The organism is Pseudomonas sp. NFACC24-1, assembly GCF_900115235.1.
Taxonomy (GTDB): domain Bacteria; phylum Pseudomonadota; class Gammaproteobacteria; order Pseudomonadales; family Pseudomonadaceae; genus Aquipseudomonas; species Aquipseudomonas fluorescens_AA.
This window is the reverse complement of record NZ_FOVS01000027.1, coordinates 1-19,585: the sequence shown is the minus strand read 5'-3', so window position 1 is coordinate 19,585 and position 19,585 is coordinate 1. Positions and strand designations below refer to the sequence as shown.

The window sequence follows — 19,585 nt, the reverse complement described above, 5'->3', positions numbered from 1 at the left end:
TAAACAATCCACAGAGGTTGAACCATGGCTGTCACCAGCACACGCGCAAGCAGCAAGCCGTTGATCGAGAAACGTTCGATCGACTACATCCCGGAAGCGGAGAGACACGGTCGGCTGTTGAGCCAGTTCACCCTCTGGATGGGGGCCAACCTGCAAATCACGGCCATTGTCACCGGTGCATTGGCGGTGGTGCTGGGTGGTGATGTGTTCTGGTCGTTGATCGGTTTGCTGATCGGCCAAGTGCTGGGCGGTGGCGTCATGGCCTTGCATGCCGCGCAAGGGCCCAAGCTTGGCCTGCCGCAGATGATCTCCAGCCGGGTGCAGTTCGGTGTGTATGGCGCGGCCATCCCGATCGTGCTGGTGTGCCTGATGTACCTGGGTTTCACCGCGACGGGCACCGTGCTTTCCGGCCAGGCGCTGGGCCAGTTGTTCAGCGTCAGCGACAGTGCCGGTATCCTGATTTTCGCCAGTGTCATCGTGCTGGTCACGGTGCTCGGGTATCGGGTGATTCACTTCATTGGCCGGGTCGCCAGCATCATTGGTGTGATTGCCTTCGTTTACCTGTTCGCTCGCCTGATCAGCCAGACGGACGTTGGCGCACTCCTGCAAATCCGCCATTTCAGCTGGAGCAGTTTCCTGCTGGCGGTGTCGCTCGCGGCCTCCTGGCAGATCGCCTTCGGCCCCTACGTGGCTGACTATTCGCGTTACCTGCCGAGCAAGACGTCCTCGGTAAAAACCTTTTTCGCCGCAGGCGCCGGCTCGGTCATCGGCGCACAGGTGGCGATGATCCTCGGCGTGTTTGCCGCCGCCTCGGCCAACGGGCAGTTCGCCGGTCACGAAGTGGCCTACATCGTGGGCCTGGGCGGTACCGGCGCCACCGCTGCGCTGCTGTACTTCAGCATCGCGTTCGGCAAGGTCACCATCTCCACGCTGAACTCCTACGGCAGCTTCATGTGCATTGCCACGATCATCAGCGGTTTCCGTGGCCACCTGAACGTCACGCGCTTGCAGCGTCTGGTCTTCGTGCTGGTCATCGTCGGCGCCGCGACCCTGATCGCGCTGCTCGGCCAGCACTCGTTCCTCGGTGCGTTCAAGTCTTTCATCCTGTTCTTGCTGGCGTTCTTTACGCCTTGGAGCGCGATCAACCTGGTGGACTACTACTGCATCACCCGCGAGCGCTATGACGTGCCGGCCTTGGCCGACCCGAACGGCCGCTACGGTCGGTGGAACACCTTGGGTATCAGCGTCTATGTCTTCGGTGTACTGGTTCAATTGCCATTCATCGCCACCAAGTTCTATACCGGTCCGCTGGTGGGAGCCATGGGCGGTGTGGATATCTCCTGGATCATCGGTCTGGTGGTCCCGGCGGCGCTGTATTACGTCCTCGCCAAGAAGTGGCACAGCGCAGTACCCGATCAATTGATCCTGCCGCTCGAGCAGGACGCGGTTGACGCACAACCGAGCAGGGCGGGCCGTATTCAAGCGGTCTGATGGGACGTTGACAGGGCTGGATGCCTCTTGACTGCCGTAAGCCAATCCAACTGATTAGGAGCGTCACATAATGAAGTCGAACAAGACCCTGCTGACCACATTGCTTTCCATGGGCCTGCTGGCCAGTGCCGGCGCCACGCAAGCGGCGGGTTGGTGCGAGTCGGGTAAACCGGTGAAGTTCGCCGGCCTGAACTGGGAAAGCGGCATGCTGCTGACCGACGTCCTGCAAGTGGTGCTGGAAAAAGGCTACGACTGCAAGACCGACAGCCTGCCGGGCAACTCCATCACCATGGAGAACGCCCTGAGCAGCAACGACATCCAGGTGTTCGCCGAAGAGTGGGTCGGCCGCAGCGAGGTATGGAACAAGGCCGAGAAGGCCGGCAAGGTGGTCGGCGTCGGCGCGCCGGTGGTGGGCGCCATCGAAGGCTGGTACGTGCCGCGCTACGTGGTTGAAGGCGACGCCAAGCGCAAGCTCGAAGCCAAAGCCCCGGGGCTGAAGAACATCGCCGACCTGGGCCAGTACGCCGCCGTGTTCAAGGACCCGGAAGAACCGTCCAAGGGCCGCTTCTACAACTGCCCGGCCGGCTGGACCTGCGAGCTGGACAACAGCGAAATGCTGAAAAGCTACGGCTTGGAAAAAACCTACACCAACTTCCGTCCAGGCACCGGCCCGGCGCTGGATGCGGCGGTATTGTCGAGCTACAAGCGTGGCGAGCCGATCCTGTTCTACTACTGGTCGCCAACGCCACTGATGGGCCAGGTGGACCTGGTGAAACTGGAAGAAAAACCGGGCGTGGATAAAAGCGTGAGCATCAAGGTCGGCCTGTCCAAGACCTTCCACGACGAAGCCCCGGAACTGGTGGCGGTGCTGGAGAAGGTCAACCTGCCGATCGATATCCTGAACCAGAACCTCGGGCGCATGGCCAAAGAGCGGATCGAGTCGCCGAAACTGGCGAAGATCTTCCTGAAGGAACATCCTGAAGTCTGGCACGCCTGGGTCAGTGAAGACGCTGCCAAGAAAATCGACGCGGCTCTGTAGGTCGAATCTTTCCCGGCCAACCGTGGGGCTGGCCGGGATGTTCACCGCATCCACTTGATCGAGAGTCTCTTATGTTTCCCGAAAGCTTTACCTTCTCCATCGCCGATTGGGTCAACGGTTGGGTCGACTCCCTGGTGACCAACTATGGCGATGTGTTCCGGCACATCTCCGACACCTTGCTGTGGGCCATCGTCAACCTTGAAGGCCTGCTGCGCATGGCGCCCTGGTGGCTGATGCTGGCCATCGTCGGTGGCATTGCCTGGCACGCCACCCGCAAGGTCGTGGCCACGGCAGTCATCGTTGGCCTGTTGTTCCTGGTGGGTGCGGTAGGCCTGTGGGACAAACTGATGCAGACCCTCGCGCTGATGCTGGTGGCGACGCTGATCTCGGTGTTGATCGGCATTCCCCTGGGCATCCTCTCGGCGCGCAGCAACCGCCTGCGTTCGGTGTTGATGCCGTTGCTGGACATCATGCAGACCATGCCGAGCTTCGTGTACCTGATTCCGGTGTTGATGCTGTTCGGCCTGGGCAAGGTCCCGGCGATTTTCGCCACGGTGATCTATGCCGCGCCGCCGTTGATCCGCCTGACCGACCTGGGCATCCGCCAGGTGGACGGCGAAGTGATGGAAGCCATCAACGCCTTTGGCGCCAACCGCTGGCAACAGCTGTTCGGCGTGCAACTGCCCCTGGCCCTGCCGAGCATCATGGCCGGGATCAACCAGACCACCATGATGGCCCTGTCGATGGTGGTCATCGCCTCGATGATCGGCGCCCGTGGCCTGGGCGAAGACGTGCTGGTGGGCATCCAGACCCTCAACGTCGGGCGCGGCCTGGAAGCGGGGCTGGCCATCGTGATTCTCGCCGTGGTCATCGACCGCATTACCCAGGCCTATGGTCGTCCTCGGCACGAGGTGAGCAAATGAGCAACGCAGCCGTCAGCAAGATCGAAGTCAAGAACGTCTTCAAGATTTTCGGCAATCGCTCCAAGGAAGCCCTGGAGCTGATCCGCCAGAACAAGACCAAGGACCAGGTGCTGGCCGAGACCGGCTGCGTGGTCGGGGTCAACGACCTGTCGCTGAGCATCGGCACTGGCGAGATCTTCGTGATCATGGGCCTGTCCGGCTCCGGCAAGTCCACCCTGGTGCGCCACTTCAACCGGCTGATCGACCCCACCAGCGGCGCGATCCTGGTGGACGGCGAAGACATCCTGCAACTGGACATGGATGCCCTGCGCGAATTTCGTCGGCACAAGATCAGTATGGTGTTCCAGAGCTTCGGCCTGCTGCCCCACAAGAGCGTGCTGGACAACGTCGCCTATGGCTTGAAAGTGCGTGGCGAGAGCAAGCAGGTGTGCGCCGAGCGGGCGCTGCACTGGATCAACACCGTGGGCCTGAAAGGCTACGAGAACAAATACCCGCACCAGCTCTCCGGCGGCATGCGCCAGCGCGTCGGCCTGGCCCGGGCCTTGGCGGCGGACACCGACATCATCCTGATGGACGAAGCCTTCAGCGCCCTCGACCCACTGATCCGTGCGGAAATGCAGGACCAGTTGCTGGAGCTGCAAAAGACCCTGCACAAGACCATCGTCTTCATCACCCACGACCTCGACGAGGCCGTGCGCATCGGTAACCGCATCGCGATCCTCAAGGACGGCAAGCTGATCCAGGTCGGCACGCCCCGGGAGATCCTGCATTCGCCGGCGGATGAGTATGTCGATCGGTTTGTGCAGCGCAGGGCTGCGGTGGTGTAAGGCCGGACCCAGTTGTGTAAGGCCAGACGCGGTTGTGGCGAGGGGATTTATCCCCGTTGGGCTGCGAAGCAGCCCCAAACCAGGCAGTGAAAACAGCCTGACACAACTGGATGGAAAGTAATGGGGCTGCTGCGCAGCCCAACGGGGATAAATCCCCTCGCCACAAATGTTATTGGCAACTTATGTGTATGAGGCTTTAGATGTCCCAGGCTGAAAAAATCGTAATCACCGGCGCTCCGTTGCGCTGGCAGGACGTCGTCGCCGTCGCCCGCTTCGGTGCCGAGCTCGAGCTGTCGACCCAGACCTGGGCACGGATCGACAATGCCCAGGCCATTGTCCAGCGCATCGTCGAAAGCGGCGAGCGCGCCTACGGCGTCAATACCGGCCTGGGGGCCTTGTGCAATGTCTCGCTCAAGGACGAACAACTCAGCCAACTGTCACGCAACACCCTGCTCAGCCATGCCTGTGGCGTCGGCGCGCCGCTGACTGATGAACAGACCCGGGCGATCCTCTGCGCCGCCATCCTCAACTACAGCCAGGGCAAGTCCGGCATCCATCGTCGGGTGGTCGAGGCGTTGCTGGCGCTGCTCAATCGCGGCATCACGCCGCAAGTGCCGTCCCAGGGTTCGGTGGGTTACCTGACCCACATGGCCCATATCGGCATCGCGTTGCTGGGCGTTGGTCAGGTCAGCTATCGCGGACAAATAGTCCCGGCGCAACAGGCCTTGGCCGCCGAAGGTTTGCAACCGGTGCAACTGGGGGCCAAGGACGGTTTGTGCCTGGTCAACGGCACCCCGTGCATGACCGGCCTCAGTTGCCTGGCCCTGGCCGATGCGACGCGGCTGGTGCAATGGGCCGATGTGATCGGTGCCATGAGCTTCGAGGCCCAGCGCGGCCAGATTGCCGCGTTCGATGCCGAGATCATCGCCCTCAAGCCGCACCCGGGCATGCAGCAGGTCGGGGTCAACTTGCGGGCCTTGCTCGACGGTAGCGAAGTCATTGCCGCGAGCCTGGGCATTCGCACCCAGGACGCCTTGAGCATCCGCTCGATTCCCCAAGTGCACGGCGCGGCTCGCGATCAGTTGGCCCACGCCCGGCAACAGATCGAAACCGAACTCAACGCAGTCACCGATAACCCGCTGTTGCTGGGTACGCCGGAGAACTTCCGGGTCATGTCCCAGGCCAACCCCCATGGCCAATCGGTGGCCTTGGCGGCGGACTTGCTGGCGATTGCCATGGCCGAAATCGGCTCCATCGCCGAGCGTCGTCTAGACCGCTTGATCAACCCCCACGTCAGCGGCTTGCCAGCCTTCCTGGTGGCCAATCCCGGCGTGAACTCGGGGATGATGATCGTGCAATACGTCGCCGCGTCGCTGTGCGCGGAGAACAAGCAACTGGCGCAACCGGCGGTGCTGGACAATTTCGTCACCTCCGGTTTGCAGGAAGATCACCTGAGCATGGGCACCAACGCCGCCCTGAAGCTGCACCGGGCCCTGGAAAACTGCACGCAGATCCTCGCCATCGAGTACCTGCTGGCAGCCCAGGCTTTTGAGTTTCTCAAGGCCCAGCGTTTCGGCGCCGGCACCGACATCGCCTGGAAACTGCTGCGCGAGCGCGTTCCGGCCTACGACCAGGACCGCTGGCTGGCGCCGGACATCGCCAGTGCCGCCGGGTTGCTCAAGGATCCCTTTGTGCTGCACAACGCTTTACCTGATTTGAATTGATCGAAAAACGCCAGCGTGCCAAGACACCCATTGCCCACAAGGCATCGCCCAAAGCGAAGGTGACGGATAACGGAACATTCCGGAGCGACTGGCGGGTGAAAAAACAAAACTCTCAAAAGGAGCAATACATGACTGCCTTAAACCTGATTCCCGGCCAATTGAGCCTGGCTCAATTGCGTGACATCTATCAGCAACCGGTGACCTTGAGCCTCGACGCCAGCGCGTCGGCGCAGATCGAGGCCAGCGTCGCCTGCGTCGAGCAGATCCTGGCCGAGAACCGCACCGCCTACGGCATCAACACCGGTTTCGGCCTGCTGGCCTCGACTCGCATCGCCAGCGAGGACCTGGAAAACCTGCAGCGCTCCCTGGTGCTGTCCCATGCCGCCGGCGTGGGCGAGCCGATCAGCGATGCGCTGGTGCGGTTGGTCATGGTGCTCAAGGTCAACAGCCTGAGCCGGGGCTTTTCCGGCATCCGTCGGCAGGTGATCGATGCGCTGATTGCGCTGATCAATGCCGAGGTCTACCCGCACATTCCGCTCAAGGGGTCGGTCGGTGCGTCCGGTGACCTGGCGCCGCTGGCCCACATGTCCCTGGTGCTGCTGGGTGAAGGCAAGGCCCGCTACAAGGGCGAATGGCTGCCGGCCGTCGAGGCGCTGAAAGTCGCCGGTCTCGCGCCGCTGACCCTGGCCGCCAAGGAAGGCCTGGCGCTGCTCAACGGCACCCAGGTCTCCACTGCGTTTGCCCTGCGTGGCCTGTTCGAAGGCGAAGACCTGTTTGCCGGTGCCCTGGCCCTGGGCAGCCTGACAGTGGAAGCGGTGCTCGGTTCGCGCTCGCCGTTCGACGCGCGGATCCATGCCGCTCGCGGCCAGAAAGGCCAGATCGATGCCGCTGCTGCTTACCGCGATCTGCTGGGCGAGCGCAGCGAAGTCTCCGACTCGCACCAGAACTGCGACAAGGTCCAGGACCCGTACTCCCTGCGCTGCCAGCCGCAAGTGATGGGCGCCTGCCTGACCCAGTTCCGCCAGGCCGCTGAAGTGCTGGTGATCGAAGCCAACGCCGTGTCGGATAACCCGCTGGTGTTCGCCGCCGAGGGTGACGTGATTTCCGGCGGCAACTTCCACGCCGAACCGGTGGCGATGGCCGCCGACAACATGGCCTTGGCGATTGCCGAAATCGGCTCCCTGAGCGAGCGCCGGATTTCGTTGATGATGGACAAGCACATGTCGCAGTTGCCGCCGTTCCTGGTGGCCAATGGCGGGGTGAACTCCGGCTTCATGATTGCCCAGGTCACCGCGGCGGCCCTGGCCAGTGAAAACAAGGCGCTGTCCCATCCCCATTCGGTGGACAGCCTGCCGACCTCGGCCAACCAGGAAGACCACGTCTCCATGGCCCCGGCCGCCGGCAAGCGCCTGTGGGAAATGGCCGAGAACACCCGTGGGATTCTGGCGGTGGAATGGCTCGCGGCCTGCCAGGGGCTGGACCTGCGCGGCGGTTTGAAGACCTCTGCCAAACTGGAGCGGGCCCGTAGTCTGTTGCGTGCAGAAGTGCCGTTTTATGAGAAGGACCGCTTCTTTGCGCCGGACATCAATGCCGCCAGTGAGTTGCTGGCGAGTCGGTGCCTGAACGAATTGGTCACGGCGCAGTTGTTGCCGAGCCTGTAAGGCTGTTCTGATCGTTCGATCGTTCCCACGCTCTGCGTGGGAACGCCTCATGGGACGCTCTGCGTCCCGATCTACGAAGGACGCGGAGCGTCCTGGACTGCATTCCCACGCGGAGCGTGGGAACGATCCTGACGGAGGACATCAATGAAAACCCTCTGGCAAAACTGCCACGCCGCCACCATGGCCCAGGGCGTCTACTCGATCATCGAAGACGCCGCCATCGTCACCCAGGGCGAGCACATTCAATGGATCGGCCCGCTTGCCGAATTGCCGACGGGGGACTACCCGGCGGTCAACGACCTCAAGGGCGCCTGGGTCACGCCGGGGTTCATCGATTGCCACACCCACACGGTATTTGGCGGCAACCGCAGCGGTGAGTTCGAACAGCGCCTGCAAGGTGTCAGCTACGCCGAAATCGCGGCGGCCGGCGGTGGCATCGCCAGTACCGTGCGCGCCACCCGCGCCGCCAGTGAAGACGAACTGTTCGCCAGCGCCGCCAAACGCCTGAAAAGCCTGATGCGCGACGGCGTGACCACGGTGGAAATCAAGTCCGGCTACGGCCTGGACCTGGCCAGCGAACGCAAGATCCTTCGCGTCATTCGCCGTCTTGGCGCCGAGTTACCGGTCAGTGTGCGCAGTACCTGCCTGGCGGCCCACGCCTTGCCACCGGAATACAAAGATCGCGCCGATGACTACATCGAACACATCTGCACCGAGATGCTGCCGGCCCTGGCGGCCGAGGGGCTGGTGGACGCGGTGGATGCCTTTTGTGAATACCTGGCGTTTTCCCCGGCGCAGGTCGAGCGGGTGTTTATCACCGCGCGACAACTGGGGCTGCCAGTGAAGCTGCACGCCGAACAATTGTCGTCTCTGCACGGTTCCAGCCTGGCGGCGCGTTACCAGGCGCTGTCGGCCGATCACCTGGAATTCATGACCGAGGACGACGCCAAGGCCATGGCCGCTTCCGGCACCGTGGCGGTGTTGCTACCGGGGGCGTTTTATTTCCTGCGGGAAACCCAACTGCCGCCCATGGATGCCCTGCGCAAGCACGGGGTGAAAATCGCCGTGGCCAGCGACCTCAACCCCGGCACCTCGCCGGCGCTGTCGCTGCGTTTGATGTTGAACATGGCCTGCACCTGTTTCCGCATGACCCCGGAAGAGGCCCTGGCAGGGGCGACGATTCATGCGGCCCAGGCCTTGGGCATGGCCTCCACCCACGGTTCGCTGGAAGTCGGCAAGGTCGCGGATTTTGTCGCCTGGCACATCGATCGCCCGGCCGACCTGGCGTATTGGCTCGGTGGCGATCTGGAAAAACGCGTCGTGCGTCACGGCGTGGAAATCGATTGAGGAGAATGGTTGTGGAGAAGGTCCTGAATTTCAAGCAAGGGCGCGTGCCGCTGTTGGTCAGCATGCCCCACGCCGGCCTGCGCCTGACCCCGGCGGTGAAGGCCGGGTTGATTCCCGAGGCCCAGAGCCTGCCGGACACCGACTGGCACATTCCCAAGCTCTATGAGTTCGCCAATGAGCTGGGCGCCAGCACCTTGGCCGCCGAGTATTCACGGTTCGTCGTCGACCTGAATCGCCCCTCCGATGACAAACCGATGTACGTCGGCGCCACCACCGGTTTGTACCCGGCGACGCTGTTCGATGGCGTGCCGTTGTTTCGCGAAGGGCTGGAACCGTCGGCCGAGGAACGGGCTACGTATCTGCAGCAGGTCTGGATGCCGTACCACCAAGCGCTGCGGCAGGAACTGGCGCGGCTCAAGGCCGAGTTCGGCTACGCCTTGCTGTTCGACGCCCACTCGATCCGCTCGGTGATCCCGCATCTGTTCGACGGCAAGCTGCCGGACTTCAACCTCGGCACTTTCAACGGCGCCAGTTGCGACCCGACCCTGGCCAGCCAGCTCGAAGCCATCTGCGCCCGCCACGACCAGTTCACCCATGTGCTCAACGGACGTTTCAAGGGCGGACACATCACGCGGCACTACGGCAACCCGGCCGAAGACATCCACGCCGTGCAACTGGAACTGTGCCAGAGCACTTACATGGAAGAGTTCGAACCGTTCAACTACCGCGCGGATCTGGCGGCGCCGACCCAGGTGGTGCTCAGGGAGTTGCTGGAAGGTTTCCTGGCGTGGGGACAGCAGGTTTACAAGAAATAAACACCGCGCGGTACTTCTGTGGCGAGGGGATTTATCCCCGCTGGGTCGCGAAGCGGCCCCAAAACGGATGTCTTCCAGCGACCTGATGGGTCGGACTGAGAGCTTTTGGGACTGCTGTGCAGTCCAGCGGGGATAAATCCCCTCGCCACAGGATTGTGTTTGTCCTTGAGCCTCTTACGGGACTGTCGCCACCGTGCAAAACCGAGTCGCCACAGTTCATCTTGACCCCCTCGACGCTGGGTAATGTTCCGGTCACGGTGCGCCAAGACACCGCCCTACAATAATCCGCTGCCGCACGAGACCCTCGCGATGAAAAGACTGTTCAAACGCTGTCTGTCGTTCCTCTGCGGTACCGTTCTACTCAGCACCGGGGCGATGGCTGCAGAGCCTGCGTCCTGCCAGACCGTACGCATGGGTGTGGTCAACTGGACCGATGTGATCGCCACCAGCGGCATGGCCGATGTGCTGCTCACCGGTCTGGGCTACGACAGCAAGCAGACCAGCGCCGTGCAACAGATCATCTTCGCCGGCATCCGCGACAAGCGGCTCGACATCTTCCTGGGGTATTGGAAGCCGGCGATGGACAAGAACATCGCCCCGTTCCTGGCGGCCAACCAGGTGAAGGTACTGGACAAACCAAGCCTGGCCGACGCCCAGGCCACATTGGCCGTACCGGATTACGTGGCGGCGGCGGGGCTCAAGACCTTTGCCGACATCGCCCGGTTCAAGGATCAGCTTGGCGGCAAGATCTACGGCATCGAGCCGGGCAGCGGCGCCAACACCACCATCAAGACCATGATCGAGACCAACCACTTCGGTCTCAAGGATTTCAAGCTGATCGAATCCGGCGAAGCAGGCATGCTGGCGGCGGTGCAGCGGGCGGTAAACCGCAAGGAGTTCGTGGTCTTCGTCGGCTGGACCCCGCACCCGATGAACATCAACATGAACATCACGTACCTGACCGGCAGCGAGGACGTCTACGGCCCGAACGAAGGCGCCGCGACCGTGTCCATCGTGACCGCGCCGGACTACGCCCAGCGTTGCCCGAATGTGAGCCGGCTGTTGGAAAACCTCACCTTCACCGCTGCCCAGGAGAGTCAGTTGATGGTGCCGATCATGGAGCGCAAGACACCCCAGGACGTCGCCCGCCAATGGCTGCGCGAGCATCCTGAGGATCTTCAGCGCTGGCTGGCCGGCGTGACCAGCTTCGACGGCAAGGACGGTGTGGCGGCGGTGCAGGCCAGTCTCAACAAGTGATGGTGATCTAATTGAGGCGAGGGGATTTATCCCCGTTGGGTCGCGAAGCGGCCCCAAAATGATTGCACTCGGATTTTGGGACTGCTGCGCAGTCCAACGGGGATAAATCCCCTCGCCACAAGTTCAGCGCCTTATCCCAAGATATTTACTGGATTGGCATCTCCCTCATGGCTCCTTATCCACTCTCTCCGGCAATGTCAGCCTTCATCGACAAAACCCAGAGCTTCACCAGCCCGGACGATAGCCTCGCTGGTTCGCGCCAGGCCTACAGCCAGATGTGCCGGGCGTTCACTCCGCCCTGCCCGCCGACGCTGGCCATCGAGGATTTCGAACTGGCCGGCGTGGAGGTGCGGGCCTATTACCCTCAACGTGCGGCACCGCTCGCCGGCTGGCCATGTGTGCTTTACCTGCACGGTGGCGGTTGGGTCGTGGGGGACCTGGATTCCCATGACTTCATCTGCATGGAACTGGCCGCTGAGTTGGGCGCGCTGGTGGTGGCAGTGGATTACCGGCTGGCCCCGGAGCATCCGTTTCCGGCCGGTTTCGAAGATTGCCTCGCGGTGTGGCGTCACTTGGCGGACGTTCCGTTTGCCATCGACCCCCGTCGCCGGCTGGTGGTCGGTGACAGCGCCGGCGGCAATCTCGCCGCCGCGTTATGCCTGGCCTTGCGCGATGCCGGGCAACCGTTGCCCCGGGCCCAGGTCCTGATTTATCCGGCGCTCGGTGGCCCCGCGGATCTGCCGTCGCGTTACGAGTGCTTCGATGCCCCTCTCCTGAGCAGTCGCGATCTGGAGCGCTATGAGGCGCTGTACCTGGGTGGCGCTCGTCCCTCGCCTTATGCCATGCCGTTACTCGCCGACAACCTGGACGGCTTGCCGCCAGCGCTGGTTGTCGTCGCGCAATGGGATCCACTGCGCGACGACGGCGCCCTTTATCGCGAGCGGCTGAACGCCGCAGGGGGAGACGCCGTGCTGTATGTCGGCAATGGGCTGGTCCACGGTTGCCTGCGTGGCCGGGGCCAGGTGCCGGAGGTCGATCGGATGTATCGGGCGCTGCTGGCGTACCTGGCTGACAAGCTTTGACTGCGCAGGGGACATGCTCATTAAGGTCATTCGGGTTTATGATGCCGGACGGCAGACTAAATAGAAGTCCCTACAGGGATGACTCGACCCCTTACGGAGCGCGCAATGCAGACTTTGTACCCGCAGATCAAACCCCATGCCCGGCACGATCTGGCTGTCGATGACACCCACACGCTCTATGTCGATGAAAGCGGTTCCCCAGAAGGCCTGCCAGTGGTGTTCATTCACGGCGGCCCGGGTGCCGGCTGCGATGCGCAGAGCCGTCGCTACTTCGATCCGAACCTGTACCGCATCGTCACCTTCGACCAGCGCGGTTGCGGTCGGTCCACCCCCCACGCCAGCCTGGAAAACAACACCACCTGGGATCTGGTCGAAGACCTGGAGCGTATCCGCAAGCATTTGGGTATCGAGAAATGGGTGCTGTTCGGCGGTTCCTGGGGCTCGACCCTGGCCCTGGCGTACGCCCAGACCCATCCGGAGCGGGTGCATGGCCTGATCTTGCGTGGGATCTTTCTCTGCCGTCCGCAGGAAATCGAGTGGTTCTATCAGGCTGGCGCCAGTCGCCTGTTTCCCGACTACTGGCAGGACTACATCGCACCGATCCCGTTGGACGAGCGCGACGACCTGCTCAGCGCTTTCCACAAACGCCTGACCGGTAACGACCAGATCGCCCAGATGCACGCGGCCAAGGCCTGGTCCACCTGGGAAGGTCGTACCGCCACCCTGCGTCCGAACCCGCTGGTGGTCGATCGCTTCTCCGAGCCGCAGCGGGCGCTGTCGATCGCCCGGATCGAATGCCACTACTTCACCAACAACGCTTTCCTCGAACCCAACCAGTTGATTCGCGACATGGGCAAGATCGCCCATTTGCCAGGCGTCATCGTGCACGGCCGCTACGACGTCATCTGCCCATTGGACAATGCCTGGGAGCTGCATCAGAACTGGCCCAACAGCGAACTGCAGGTGATCCGCGACGCCGGCCACGCCGCCTCGGAGCCGGGGATTACCGACGCGTTGGTACGCGCCGCCGCGCAAATGGCCCGGCGCCTGCTCGACCTGCCGCCCGAAGAAGCATGAAGGGGCTGTTGCAACGGGTGCGCGGCGCCCGGGTCGAGGTAGCGGGCGAGATCGTCGGGGCTGTGGACCAGGGCTTGCTGGTGCTGGTGGCCGTCGAGCCCGGGGATACCCGGGCCAGCGCCGACAAACTCTTGCACAAGCTGCTTAACTATCGAGTGTTCAGTGATACCGAGGGCAAGATGAACCTGTCCTTGGCGGATGTCGGTGGCGGATTGCTGCTGGTGTCGCAGTTCACCTTGGCGGCGGACACCAAAAGCGGTCTGCGTCCGAGTTTTTCCACGGCTGCGCCTCCGGCCCTGGGCGAAGAATTGTTCAACTATTTGCTGAGTCAGGCGAAACAGATGCATGGCACTGTGGCATCAGGTAGATTCGGCGCCGACATGCAGGTTCATCTGGTCAATGATGGCCCGGTAACCTTCCTGTTACAGTCCTGAAAGCGTTTGAAACATCTTTTCGGTTCTGTTTCGAGGTAAAACGGTAAGTTTTCTCGATAAATACTTTGCTACCCCTGATGCGTTGTCACGCGGGCTACTAGATAATCGCGCGCTACGGGGGATCAGCGTTCGCTGGTCCATTTGACTTAGGTAGAGAGTTGTCCTGGACCGTTTGGGGAATCATTTTGCCCCGTCGGAGTCGGAACAATGCTCGCCAACTTGGCAAGAGTGGTCCGCAGGAGCGGTTTTTCAGCACCGTTACCGTGCAGATACTTTATCTGGCCGTTGGTTTTTTGATCAGTTTTCGGCGAGGGTTGCTCGTGATTGTTAGTCCCTGTAATGCACCAAAAATGACGGCCAAACGGTTGAGAAGCGCCCTGGTAACGGGCTCGGCCCTGTTGTGCCTGTTCGGCGCGGGCCAACTGTGGGCATTCAGCCTGGATGATGTATCGGCGAAGGCACAAGAATTGGCCGGGCAGAAGTTCGAAGCCCCGCGCAGCAATTTGCCGAACGAATTCCGTGAAATGAAATTCGCCGATTATCAGAAAATTCGTTTCCGCACCGAAAAAGCAGAATGGGCCGACCAGAAGACCCCGTTCCGGCTGTCCTTCTATCACCAGGGCATGCATTTCGACACGCCGGTGAAGATCAACGAAATCACCGCGACCACCGTCGACGAGATCAAGTACGACCCGACACGTTTCGATTTCGGCGACGTGAAGTTCGATCCCAAGGCCACCGAACAGCTGGGCTACGCCGGTTTCCGCGTGTTGTACCCGATCAACAAGGCCGACAAGCAAGACGAAATCATGACCATGCTGGGGGCGAGTTATTTCCGCGTCATCGGCAAGGGCCAGGTCTACGGCTTGTCCGCTCGTGGCATGGCCATCGACACCGCGCTGCCATCCGGTGAGGAGTTCCCGCGCTTTCGCGAGTTCTGGATCCAGCGTCCGAAACCGACCGACAAGCACCTGGTGATCTTCGCCCTGCTGGATTCGCCGCGGGCCACTGGCGCCTATCGCCTGACCGTGCGTCCGGGCACCGATACCGTTGTCGACGTGAAATCACGGGTGTTCCTGCGTGATCGTGTCAACAAGCTGGGCATCGCCCCGTTGACCAGCATGTTCCTGTTCGGCGCCAACCAGCCGTCCAAAGTGCTGAACTACCGTCGTGAACTCCACGATTCCAGCGGCCTGTCCATCCATGCCGGCAACGGCGAGTGGATCTGGCGTCCGCTGAACAACCCGAAACACCTGGCCGTGAGCAACTTCTCGGTAGAAAACCCGCGTGGTTTCGGCCTGCTGCAACGTGGTCGTGACTTCAGCCACTACGAAGACCTGGATGACCGTTACGAAAAACGTCCAAGCGCCTGGATCGAACCGAAAGGCGATTGGGGCAAAGGGACTGTCGATCTGGTGGAAATCCCGACCGCCGATGAAACCAACGACAACATCGTTGCGTTCTGGAGCCCGGAAAAACTGCCTGAGCCAGGCCAGCCACTGGACTTCGCCTACCGTCTGCACTGGACCCTCGACGAAGCCAACCTGCACTCGCCAGACAGCGCCTGGGTCAAACAGACCCTGCGTTCGACCGGTGACGTGAAGCAGTCCAACCTGATCCGTCAACCGGACGGCAGCGTGGCCTACCTGGTGGATTTCGAAGGGCCGTCCCTGCAAGCGCTGCCTGAAGAGGCCGAGGTGCGTAGCCAGGTGAGCGTTGGCGACAACGCCGAGATCGTCGAGAACAGCGTGCGCTACAACCCTGAAACCAAGGGCTGGCGCCTGACGCTGCGCATGAAGATCAAGGACCCGAGCAAAGCGACCGAGATGCGTGCCGCATTGGTCCGGCCGCTTGTTCCTGTCGAGCTGCCAGCCACCGCGCATTCCGTGACCACGCTGGCCAAGGCCGACAAGGTCGCCAAGCAGCAGAGCGAAAAAGAGCAAGCCAACGAGCAGGCCGGCGAGCAGAAAGAGGCCAAGGCCGTCAAGTCGTCCACCGCCGCCGCCGAGCCGACCCCAACCCCACAGGAACCGGAACAGACTGAACAAGTCCTGACCGAGACCTGGAGCTACCAGTTGCCTGCCGATGAGTAATACGTCCGTACAACCAGAATCTCTCAGTGAGTATCTGGCCCATTTGCCGATGACCGACGAGCAGCGCGCCGAGCTGGCGGGCTGTACGTCATTCAGCGAATTGCACAAGCGCCTGGCTTCTTCGACATTCGACGCACCCAACGAGGCAGCGCAAGCCTCGGTGGGCCGTCGCCTGACGCTGAGCACTGCCGAGGAGCTCGAGGACGCCGAAATGCTGGCCCTCGATGCCAACGGCCGGGTGTGCTTGAAGGCAACGCCGCCGATTCGCCGGACCAAGGTCGTGCCGGAACCGTGGCGCACCAATATCCTGGTGCGCGGTTGGCGGCGCCTGACCGGGCGTACCAACCCGCCGAAGCCGCCCAAGGATGAGCGCGTGCTGCCTCATGCTCGCTGGCGTACCGTGGGTTCGATCCGCCGCTACATCCTGCTGATCCTGATGCTCGGCCAGACCATCGTGGCCGGTTGGTACATGAAAGGCATCATGCCGTACCAGGGCTGGTCGCTGGTGGATCTGGACGAAGTCTTGCACCAACCGCTGCTGCAGACGGCCACGCAAGTGCTGCCATATGCGTTGCAGACCAGCATCCTGATTCTGTTCGGGATCCTGTTCTGCTGGGTGTCGGCGGGTTTCTGGACGGCACTGATGGGCTTTCTCGAATTGCTCACCGGCCATGACAAATACCGCATCTCCGGCGCCAGCGCCGGCAACGAGCCCATTCCCAAGGACGCCCGCACTGCGCTGGTGATGCCGATCTGCAACGAAGACGTGCCGCGGGTGTTCGCCGGTTTGCGCGCGACCTTCGAGTCGGTGGCCGCCACCGGCGACCTGGATCGCTTCGACTTCTTCGTGCTCAGCGACAGTAACGAAACCGATATCTGCGTGGCCGAACAGCAGGCCTGGCTGGATGTCTGCCGTGAAACCGGGGGCTTCGGCAAGATCTTCTACCGCCGTCGTCGCCGTCGTGTGAAACGCAAGAGCGGCAACCTCGACGACTTCTGCCGTCGTTGGGGCAGCGACTACAAGTACATGGTCGTGCTCGACGCGGACTCGGTGATGAGCGGCGAATGCCTGACCAGCCTGGTGCGGCTGATGGAAGCCACGCCGGACGCGGGCATCATCCAGACCGCGCCGCGGGCCTCGGGCATGGACACGCTGTATGCGCGCATGCAGCAGTTCGCCACCCGGGTGTATGGTCCGTTGTTCACTGCCGGTCTGCACTTCTGGCAGTTGGGCGAATCCCATTATTGGGGTCACAACGCGATCATCCGGATGAAACCGTTCATCGATCACTGCGCCTTGGCGCCGTTGCCGGGTAAAGGCGCGTTCTCGGGCGCGATCCTGTCCCACGACTTCGTCGAAGCCGCGCTGATGCGTCGGGCCGGTTGGGGCGTGTGGATTGCCTATGACCTGCCGGGCAGCTACGAAGAGCTGCCGCCGAACCTGCTGGATGAACTCAAGCGTGACCGTCGCTGGTGCCACGGCAACCTGATGAACTTCCGGCTGTTCCTGGTCAAGGGCATGCACCCGGTGCATCGTGCGGTGTTCCTGACCGGCGTGATGTCCTACCTGTCGGCGCCGCTGTGGTTCTTCTTCCTGGTGCTGTCCACCGCGCTGCTGGCGGTGAACACATTGATGGAGCCACAGTACTTCCTCGAGCCACGCCAGCTTTATCCGTTGTGGCCGCAGTGGCATCCGGAGAAGGCCATCGCCCTGTTCTCGACGACCATCGTGCTGCTGTTCCTGCCCAAGCTCTTGAGCATCGTGCTGATATGGGCGAAAGGGGCGAAGGCGTTCGGTGGCAAGTTCAAGGTGACGATGTCGATGCTGCTGGAGATGCTGTTCTCCATGCTGCTGGCACCGGTGCGGATGATCTTTCACACCCGCTTCGTGCTCGCCGCTTTCCTGGGCTGGGCCGCGACCTGGAATTCGCCCAAGCGTGACGATGACTCCACGCCATGGAGCGAAGCGGTCAAGCGCCACGGCCCGCAGACTTTGCTGGGCTTCTTCTGGGCCTTGCTGGTGATCTGGCTGAACCCGAGCTTCCTCTGGTGGCTGGTGCCGATCGTGGGTTCGCTGATGCTGTCGATTCCGGTGTCGGTGATCTCCAGCCGCGTGGGCCTGGGCTTGAAGTCCCGTGATGAAAGCCTGTTCCTGATTCCTGAGGAATACGCACCGCCGCAGGAGCTGCTGTCGACGGACCAGTACACCCATGAGAACCGTTGGCATGCACTGAACGACGGTTTCATCCGGGCGGTGGTCGATCCACAACAGAACGCCTTGGCGTATGCGCTGGCGACCTCCCGTCACGGCAAGGCCGAGCCGATCGAATGGCTGCGGGTCGAACGCGTTCGTCACGCCCTGAAGGTCGGCCCTGCCGGTCTCAGCAATGCCGAGCGACTGGCCCTGCTGAGCGACCCGGTGGCCTTGTCTCGCCTGCACGAGCAGGTCTGGAGCGAGGCGCATCCCGAGTGGTTGGCGGCATGGCGAGAGTCGGTCAAGGCCGACCCTCATGCACCGCTGCTACCGCTACAGCCGGTGAGCGTGCAGCCTCAAGTGGCCTGATACGCAAAAAGCCCCGCTTCTGAAAGGAAGCGGGGCTTTTTGTTGGGTGCGTTTTTTACCAGTGGCCCCGGACTTTATGGCGAGGGAGCTATGATCTTGGATTGACGCTATCCAGCAGTCGATTCGCCAACAAACCACTCAGTTCGATCAGTTGCAGGATGCCGAGGGCAACATGGCGTCGTGAGCCTTTCAGGTCGAACGCAAGGTCGCTGACCATGGCATCGGCTGAGGCCGGGGTTTCGCTGAGGTTGGCCAGTAGGCTTTCGGTGTCGATGCCGTCGACGATGGTGAAGAGCTGGCCTGGCGACGGTTTATTCTCGGATTTGGCCTGTTTGGGGTTCAGGTAGTAATCGAGCGCGCGATCAGAGGCTTCCTGGAGTTTCTTGGGGTCTGTTTCTGGTTCGGGTGGGTTGGGTGTGACCTTGTGCATGGTTGACGCTCCTAGGGTAGTGGAGCCGCCAGATATCGCTGCTAAACGAGAATGGTGGCGACTGTACGCGGGTTAGCAGACCGGGACCCTAGAACCCGGCAGACCCGAAGGTCTCCCACGCACAACCGCCATGGCATAGATGCGCAAGCGCTGAAGCCTGCTCATGCATGTGGAGAGCGTACGTCTAGGATGTCCAGGCTGCTAAACCCGATCGCTGAACTGACAGCGACCTGCAAACGTTAGAGCCCAGGGCCAAGGCGCACAAGCCGGCGGATTCTGGCGTAGTTGTAGGCAATGGCGCAAGGCTTCGTAGCCTTGGGATGACGGATTGTGGGAGTGGGGATTTTTGTGTGTATATCCGTTATTTGGGTAACGGCTGCTTAGGGTTCCGCCCTTACGGCGGGTCACTTTTGAGAAGCGCAAAAGTAACCAAAACGCTTTATGCCCCACCACTCGGCACCTCGCCTAGGCTCGGTGTGCCCGAACGCAGGCATTGCTCCGTGGGCCCGCCGCGAAGGGCCATCCATGGCCCAGCGCGGCTATCCCGGCATCCATGCCGGGATGCCCACTCCACAATGCCTGCGTTCGGCCAGCGTGGTTAACGGGGCGCCGAGATCAACGTCCGACGCGAGGCGGCCTTATAGCCGACCTGGTTCTTGATGGGGATCGCGTTTCCCCTGTGGGAGCGGGCTTGCTCGCGAAGACGGCGGCACATTCAGCATTGATGCAAGCAGACCCACCGCTAGGCTCCCACAGGGCTCGGCGGTGTGCATGAATATTGTGTGCCCTGAAGAGCACGGGTATCCCCACGCCAAGTTAAAC

General features: G+C 62.1%; 15 protein-coding genes. 14 read left to right on the top strand and 1 reads right to left on the bottom strand.

Features of this window, described 5'->3' with window-relative positions; genetic code table 11:
- Nucleotides 1-24 precede the first annotated feature (24 nt).
- The 14 genes from BM317_RS22165 to mdoH all read left to right on the top strand — a co-directional run bounded on the left by BM317_RS22165 (nt 25) and on the right by mdoH (nt 18,333).
- The gene (locus BM317_RS22165; RefSeq protein ID WP_092476241.1) at nt 25-1,491 is read left to right on the top strand and encodes a purine-cytosine permease family protein; all 1,467 of its coding nucleotides are present in this window, start codon (nt 25-27) and stop codon (nt 1,489-1,491) included.
- Between the two features lie 70 nt (nt 1,492-1,561).
- Nucleotides 1,562-2,530, top strand: coding sequence for an ABC transporter substrate-binding protein (locus tag BM317_RS22160; RefSeq protein WP_014336129.1), 969 nt, complete (start codon nt 1,562-1,564; stop codon nt 2,528-2,530).
- Nucleotides 2,531-2,601: 71 nt separating this feature from the next.
- Nucleotides 2,602-3,453: an ABC transporter permease gene (locus tag BM317_RS22155; RefSeq protein ID WP_003196893.1), complete on the top strand. Its 852-nt coding sequence runs from the start codon at nt 2,602-2,604 to the stop codon at nt 3,451-3,453.
- Nucleotides 3,450-4,280 carry a quaternary amine ABC transporter ATP-binding protein gene (locus BM317_RS22150; protein ID WP_072345081.1) on the top strand — a complete coding sequence of 277 codons (831 nt, stop codon included), beginning with the start codon at nt 3,450-3,452 and terminating at the stop codon, nt 4,278-4,280. The genes BM317_RS22155 and BM317_RS22150 overlap by 4 nt, the downstream gene beginning before the upstream one ends.
- 200 nt (nt 4,281-4,480) lie before the next feature.
- Nucleotides 4,481-6,004: a histidine ammonia-lyase gene (gene hutH, locus BM317_RS22145; protein ID WP_092476238.1), complete on the top strand. Its 1,524-nt coding sequence runs from the start codon at nt 4,481-4,483 to the stop codon at nt 6,002-6,004.
- Between the two features lie 128 nt (nt 6,005-6,132).
- Nucleotides 6,133-7,665: a histidine ammonia-lyase gene (gene hutH / locus BM317_RS22140; protein WP_092476235.1), complete on the top strand. Its 1,533-nt coding sequence runs from the start codon at nt 6,133-6,135 to the stop codon at nt 7,663-7,665.
- A gap of 144 nt (nt 7,666-7,809) precedes the next feature.
- The gene (hutI, locus tag BM317_RS22135) at nt 7,810-9,012 is read left to right on the top strand and encodes an imidazolonepropionase (RefSeq protein WP_092476233.1); all 1,203 of its coding nucleotides are present in this window, start codon (nt 7,810-7,812) and stop codon (nt 9,010-9,012) included.
- Nucleotides 9,013-9,023: 11 nt separating this feature from the next.
- The gene (gene hutG / locus BM317_RS22130; RefSeq protein WP_092476306.1) at nt 9,024-9,827 is read left to right on the top strand and encodes an N-formylglutamate deformylase; all 804 of its coding nucleotides are present in this window, start codon (nt 9,024-9,026) and stop codon (nt 9,825-9,827) included.
- Between the two features lie 309 nt (nt 9,828-10,136).
- Nucleotides 10,137-11,084 (top strand): choline ABC transporter substrate-binding protein, encoded by a 948-nt coding sequence (locus tag BM317_RS22125; RefSeq protein WP_092173439.1) that lies wholly within the window; start codon nt 10,137-10,139, stop codon nt 11,082-11,084.
- A 167-nt stretch (nt 11,085-11,251) separates the two neighbouring features.
- Entirely contained in the window at nt 11,252-12,166 is a 915-nt protein-coding gene (locus BM317_RS22120) for an alpha/beta hydrolase (protein ID WP_092476230.1), read from the top strand.
- Between the two features lie 105 nt (nt 12,167-12,271).
- A complete protein-coding gene (gene pip / locus BM317_RS22115) occupies nt 12,272-13,243 on the top strand; it encodes a prolyl aminopeptidase (protein ID WP_003196909.1) in 972 nt (323 codons plus the stop codon).
- Nucleotides 13,240-13,677 (top strand): D-aminoacyl-tRNA deacylase, encoded by a 438-nt coding sequence (gene dtd, locus BM317_RS22110; RefSeq protein ID WP_092173445.1) that lies wholly within the window; start codon nt 13,240-13,242, stop codon nt 13,675-13,677. Before pip ends, dtd begins: the two co-directional genes overlap by 4 nt.
- Nucleotides 13,678-14,027: 350 nt before the next feature.
- On the top strand, nt 14,028-15,770 hold the full coding sequence (locus BM317_RS22105) for a glucan biosynthesis protein G (protein ID WP_219738765.1): 1,743 nt from the start codon (nt 14,028-14,030) through the stop codon (nt 15,768-15,770).
- A complete protein-coding gene (gene mdoH, locus BM317_RS22100) occupies nt 15,763-18,333 on the top strand; it encodes a glucans biosynthesis glucosyltransferase MdoH (protein ID WP_092173448.1) in 2,571 nt (856 codons plus the stop codon). Before BM317_RS22105 ends, mdoH begins: the two co-directional genes overlap by 8 nt.
- An 88-nt stretch (nt 18,334-18,421) precedes the next feature.
- Here the strand turns inward: mdoH and BM317_RS22095 are convergent, their stop codons facing one another.
- On the bottom strand, nt 18,422-18,763 hold the full coding sequence (locus BM317_RS22095; protein ID WP_092476228.1) for a DUF6124 family protein: 342 nt from the start codon (nt 18,761-18,763) through the stop codon (nt 18,422-18,424).
- Nucleotides 18,764-19,585: the final 822 nt, after the last annotated feature.

What these genes read in the sequence shown, in the direction of transcription:
- BM317_RS22165 (WP_092476241.1), top strand. Translation starts at nt 25, where the DNA reads ATGGCTGTCACCAGCACACGCGCAAGCAGCAAGCCGTTGATCGAGAAA.
- BM317_RS22160 (WP_014336129.1), top strand. Translation starts at nt 1,562, where the DNA reads ATGAAGTCGAACAAGACCCTGCTGACCACATTGCTTTCCATGGGCCTG.
- BM317_RS22155 (WP_003196893.1), top strand. Translation starts at nt 2,602, where the DNA reads ATGTTTCCCGAAAGCTTTACCTTCTCCATCGCCGATTGGGTCAACGGT.
- BM317_RS22150 (WP_072345081.1), top strand. Translation starts at nt 3,450, where the DNA reads ATGAGCAACGCAGCCGTCAGCAAGATCGAAGTCAAGAACGTCTTCAAG.
- hutH (WP_092476238.1), top strand. Translation starts at nt 4,481, where the DNA reads ATGTCCCAGGCTGAAAAAATCGTAATCACCGGCGCTCCGTTGCGCTGG.
- hutH (WP_092476235.1), top strand. Translation starts at nt 6,133, where the DNA reads ATGACTGCCTTAAACCTGATTCCCGGCCAATTGAGCCTGGCTCAATTG.
- hutI (WP_092476233.1), top strand. Translation starts at nt 7,810, where the DNA reads ATGAAAACCCTCTGGCAAAACTGCCACGCCGCCACCATGGCCCAGGGC.
- BM317_RS22125 (WP_092173439.1), top strand. Translation starts at nt 10,137, where the DNA reads ATGAAAAGACTGTTCAAACGCTGTCTGTCGTTCCTCTGCGGTACCGTT.
- BM317_RS22120 (WP_092476230.1), top strand. Translation starts at nt 11,252, where the DNA reads ATGGCTCCTTATCCACTCTCTCCGGCAATGTCAGCCTTCATCGACAAA.
- pip (WP_003196909.1), top strand. Translation starts at nt 12,272, where the DNA reads ATGCAGACTTTGTACCCGCAGATCAAACCCCATGCCCGGCACGATCTG.
- dtd (WP_092173445.1), top strand. Translation starts at nt 13,240, where the DNA reads ATGAAGGGGCTGTTGCAACGGGTGCGCGGCGCCCGGGTCGAGGTAGCG.
- BM317_RS22105 (WP_219738765.1), top strand. Translation starts at nt 14,028, where the DNA reads ATGACGGCCAAACGGTTGAGAAGCGCCCTGGTAACGGGCTCGGCCCTG.
- mdoH (WP_092173448.1), top strand. Translation starts at nt 15,763, where the DNA reads ATGAGTAATACGTCCGTACAACCAGAATCTCTCAGTGAGTATCTGGCC.
- BM317_RS22095 (WP_092476228.1), bottom strand. Translation starts at nt 18,763, where the DNA reads ATGCACAAGGTCACACCCAACCCACCCGAACCAGAAACAGACCCCAAG.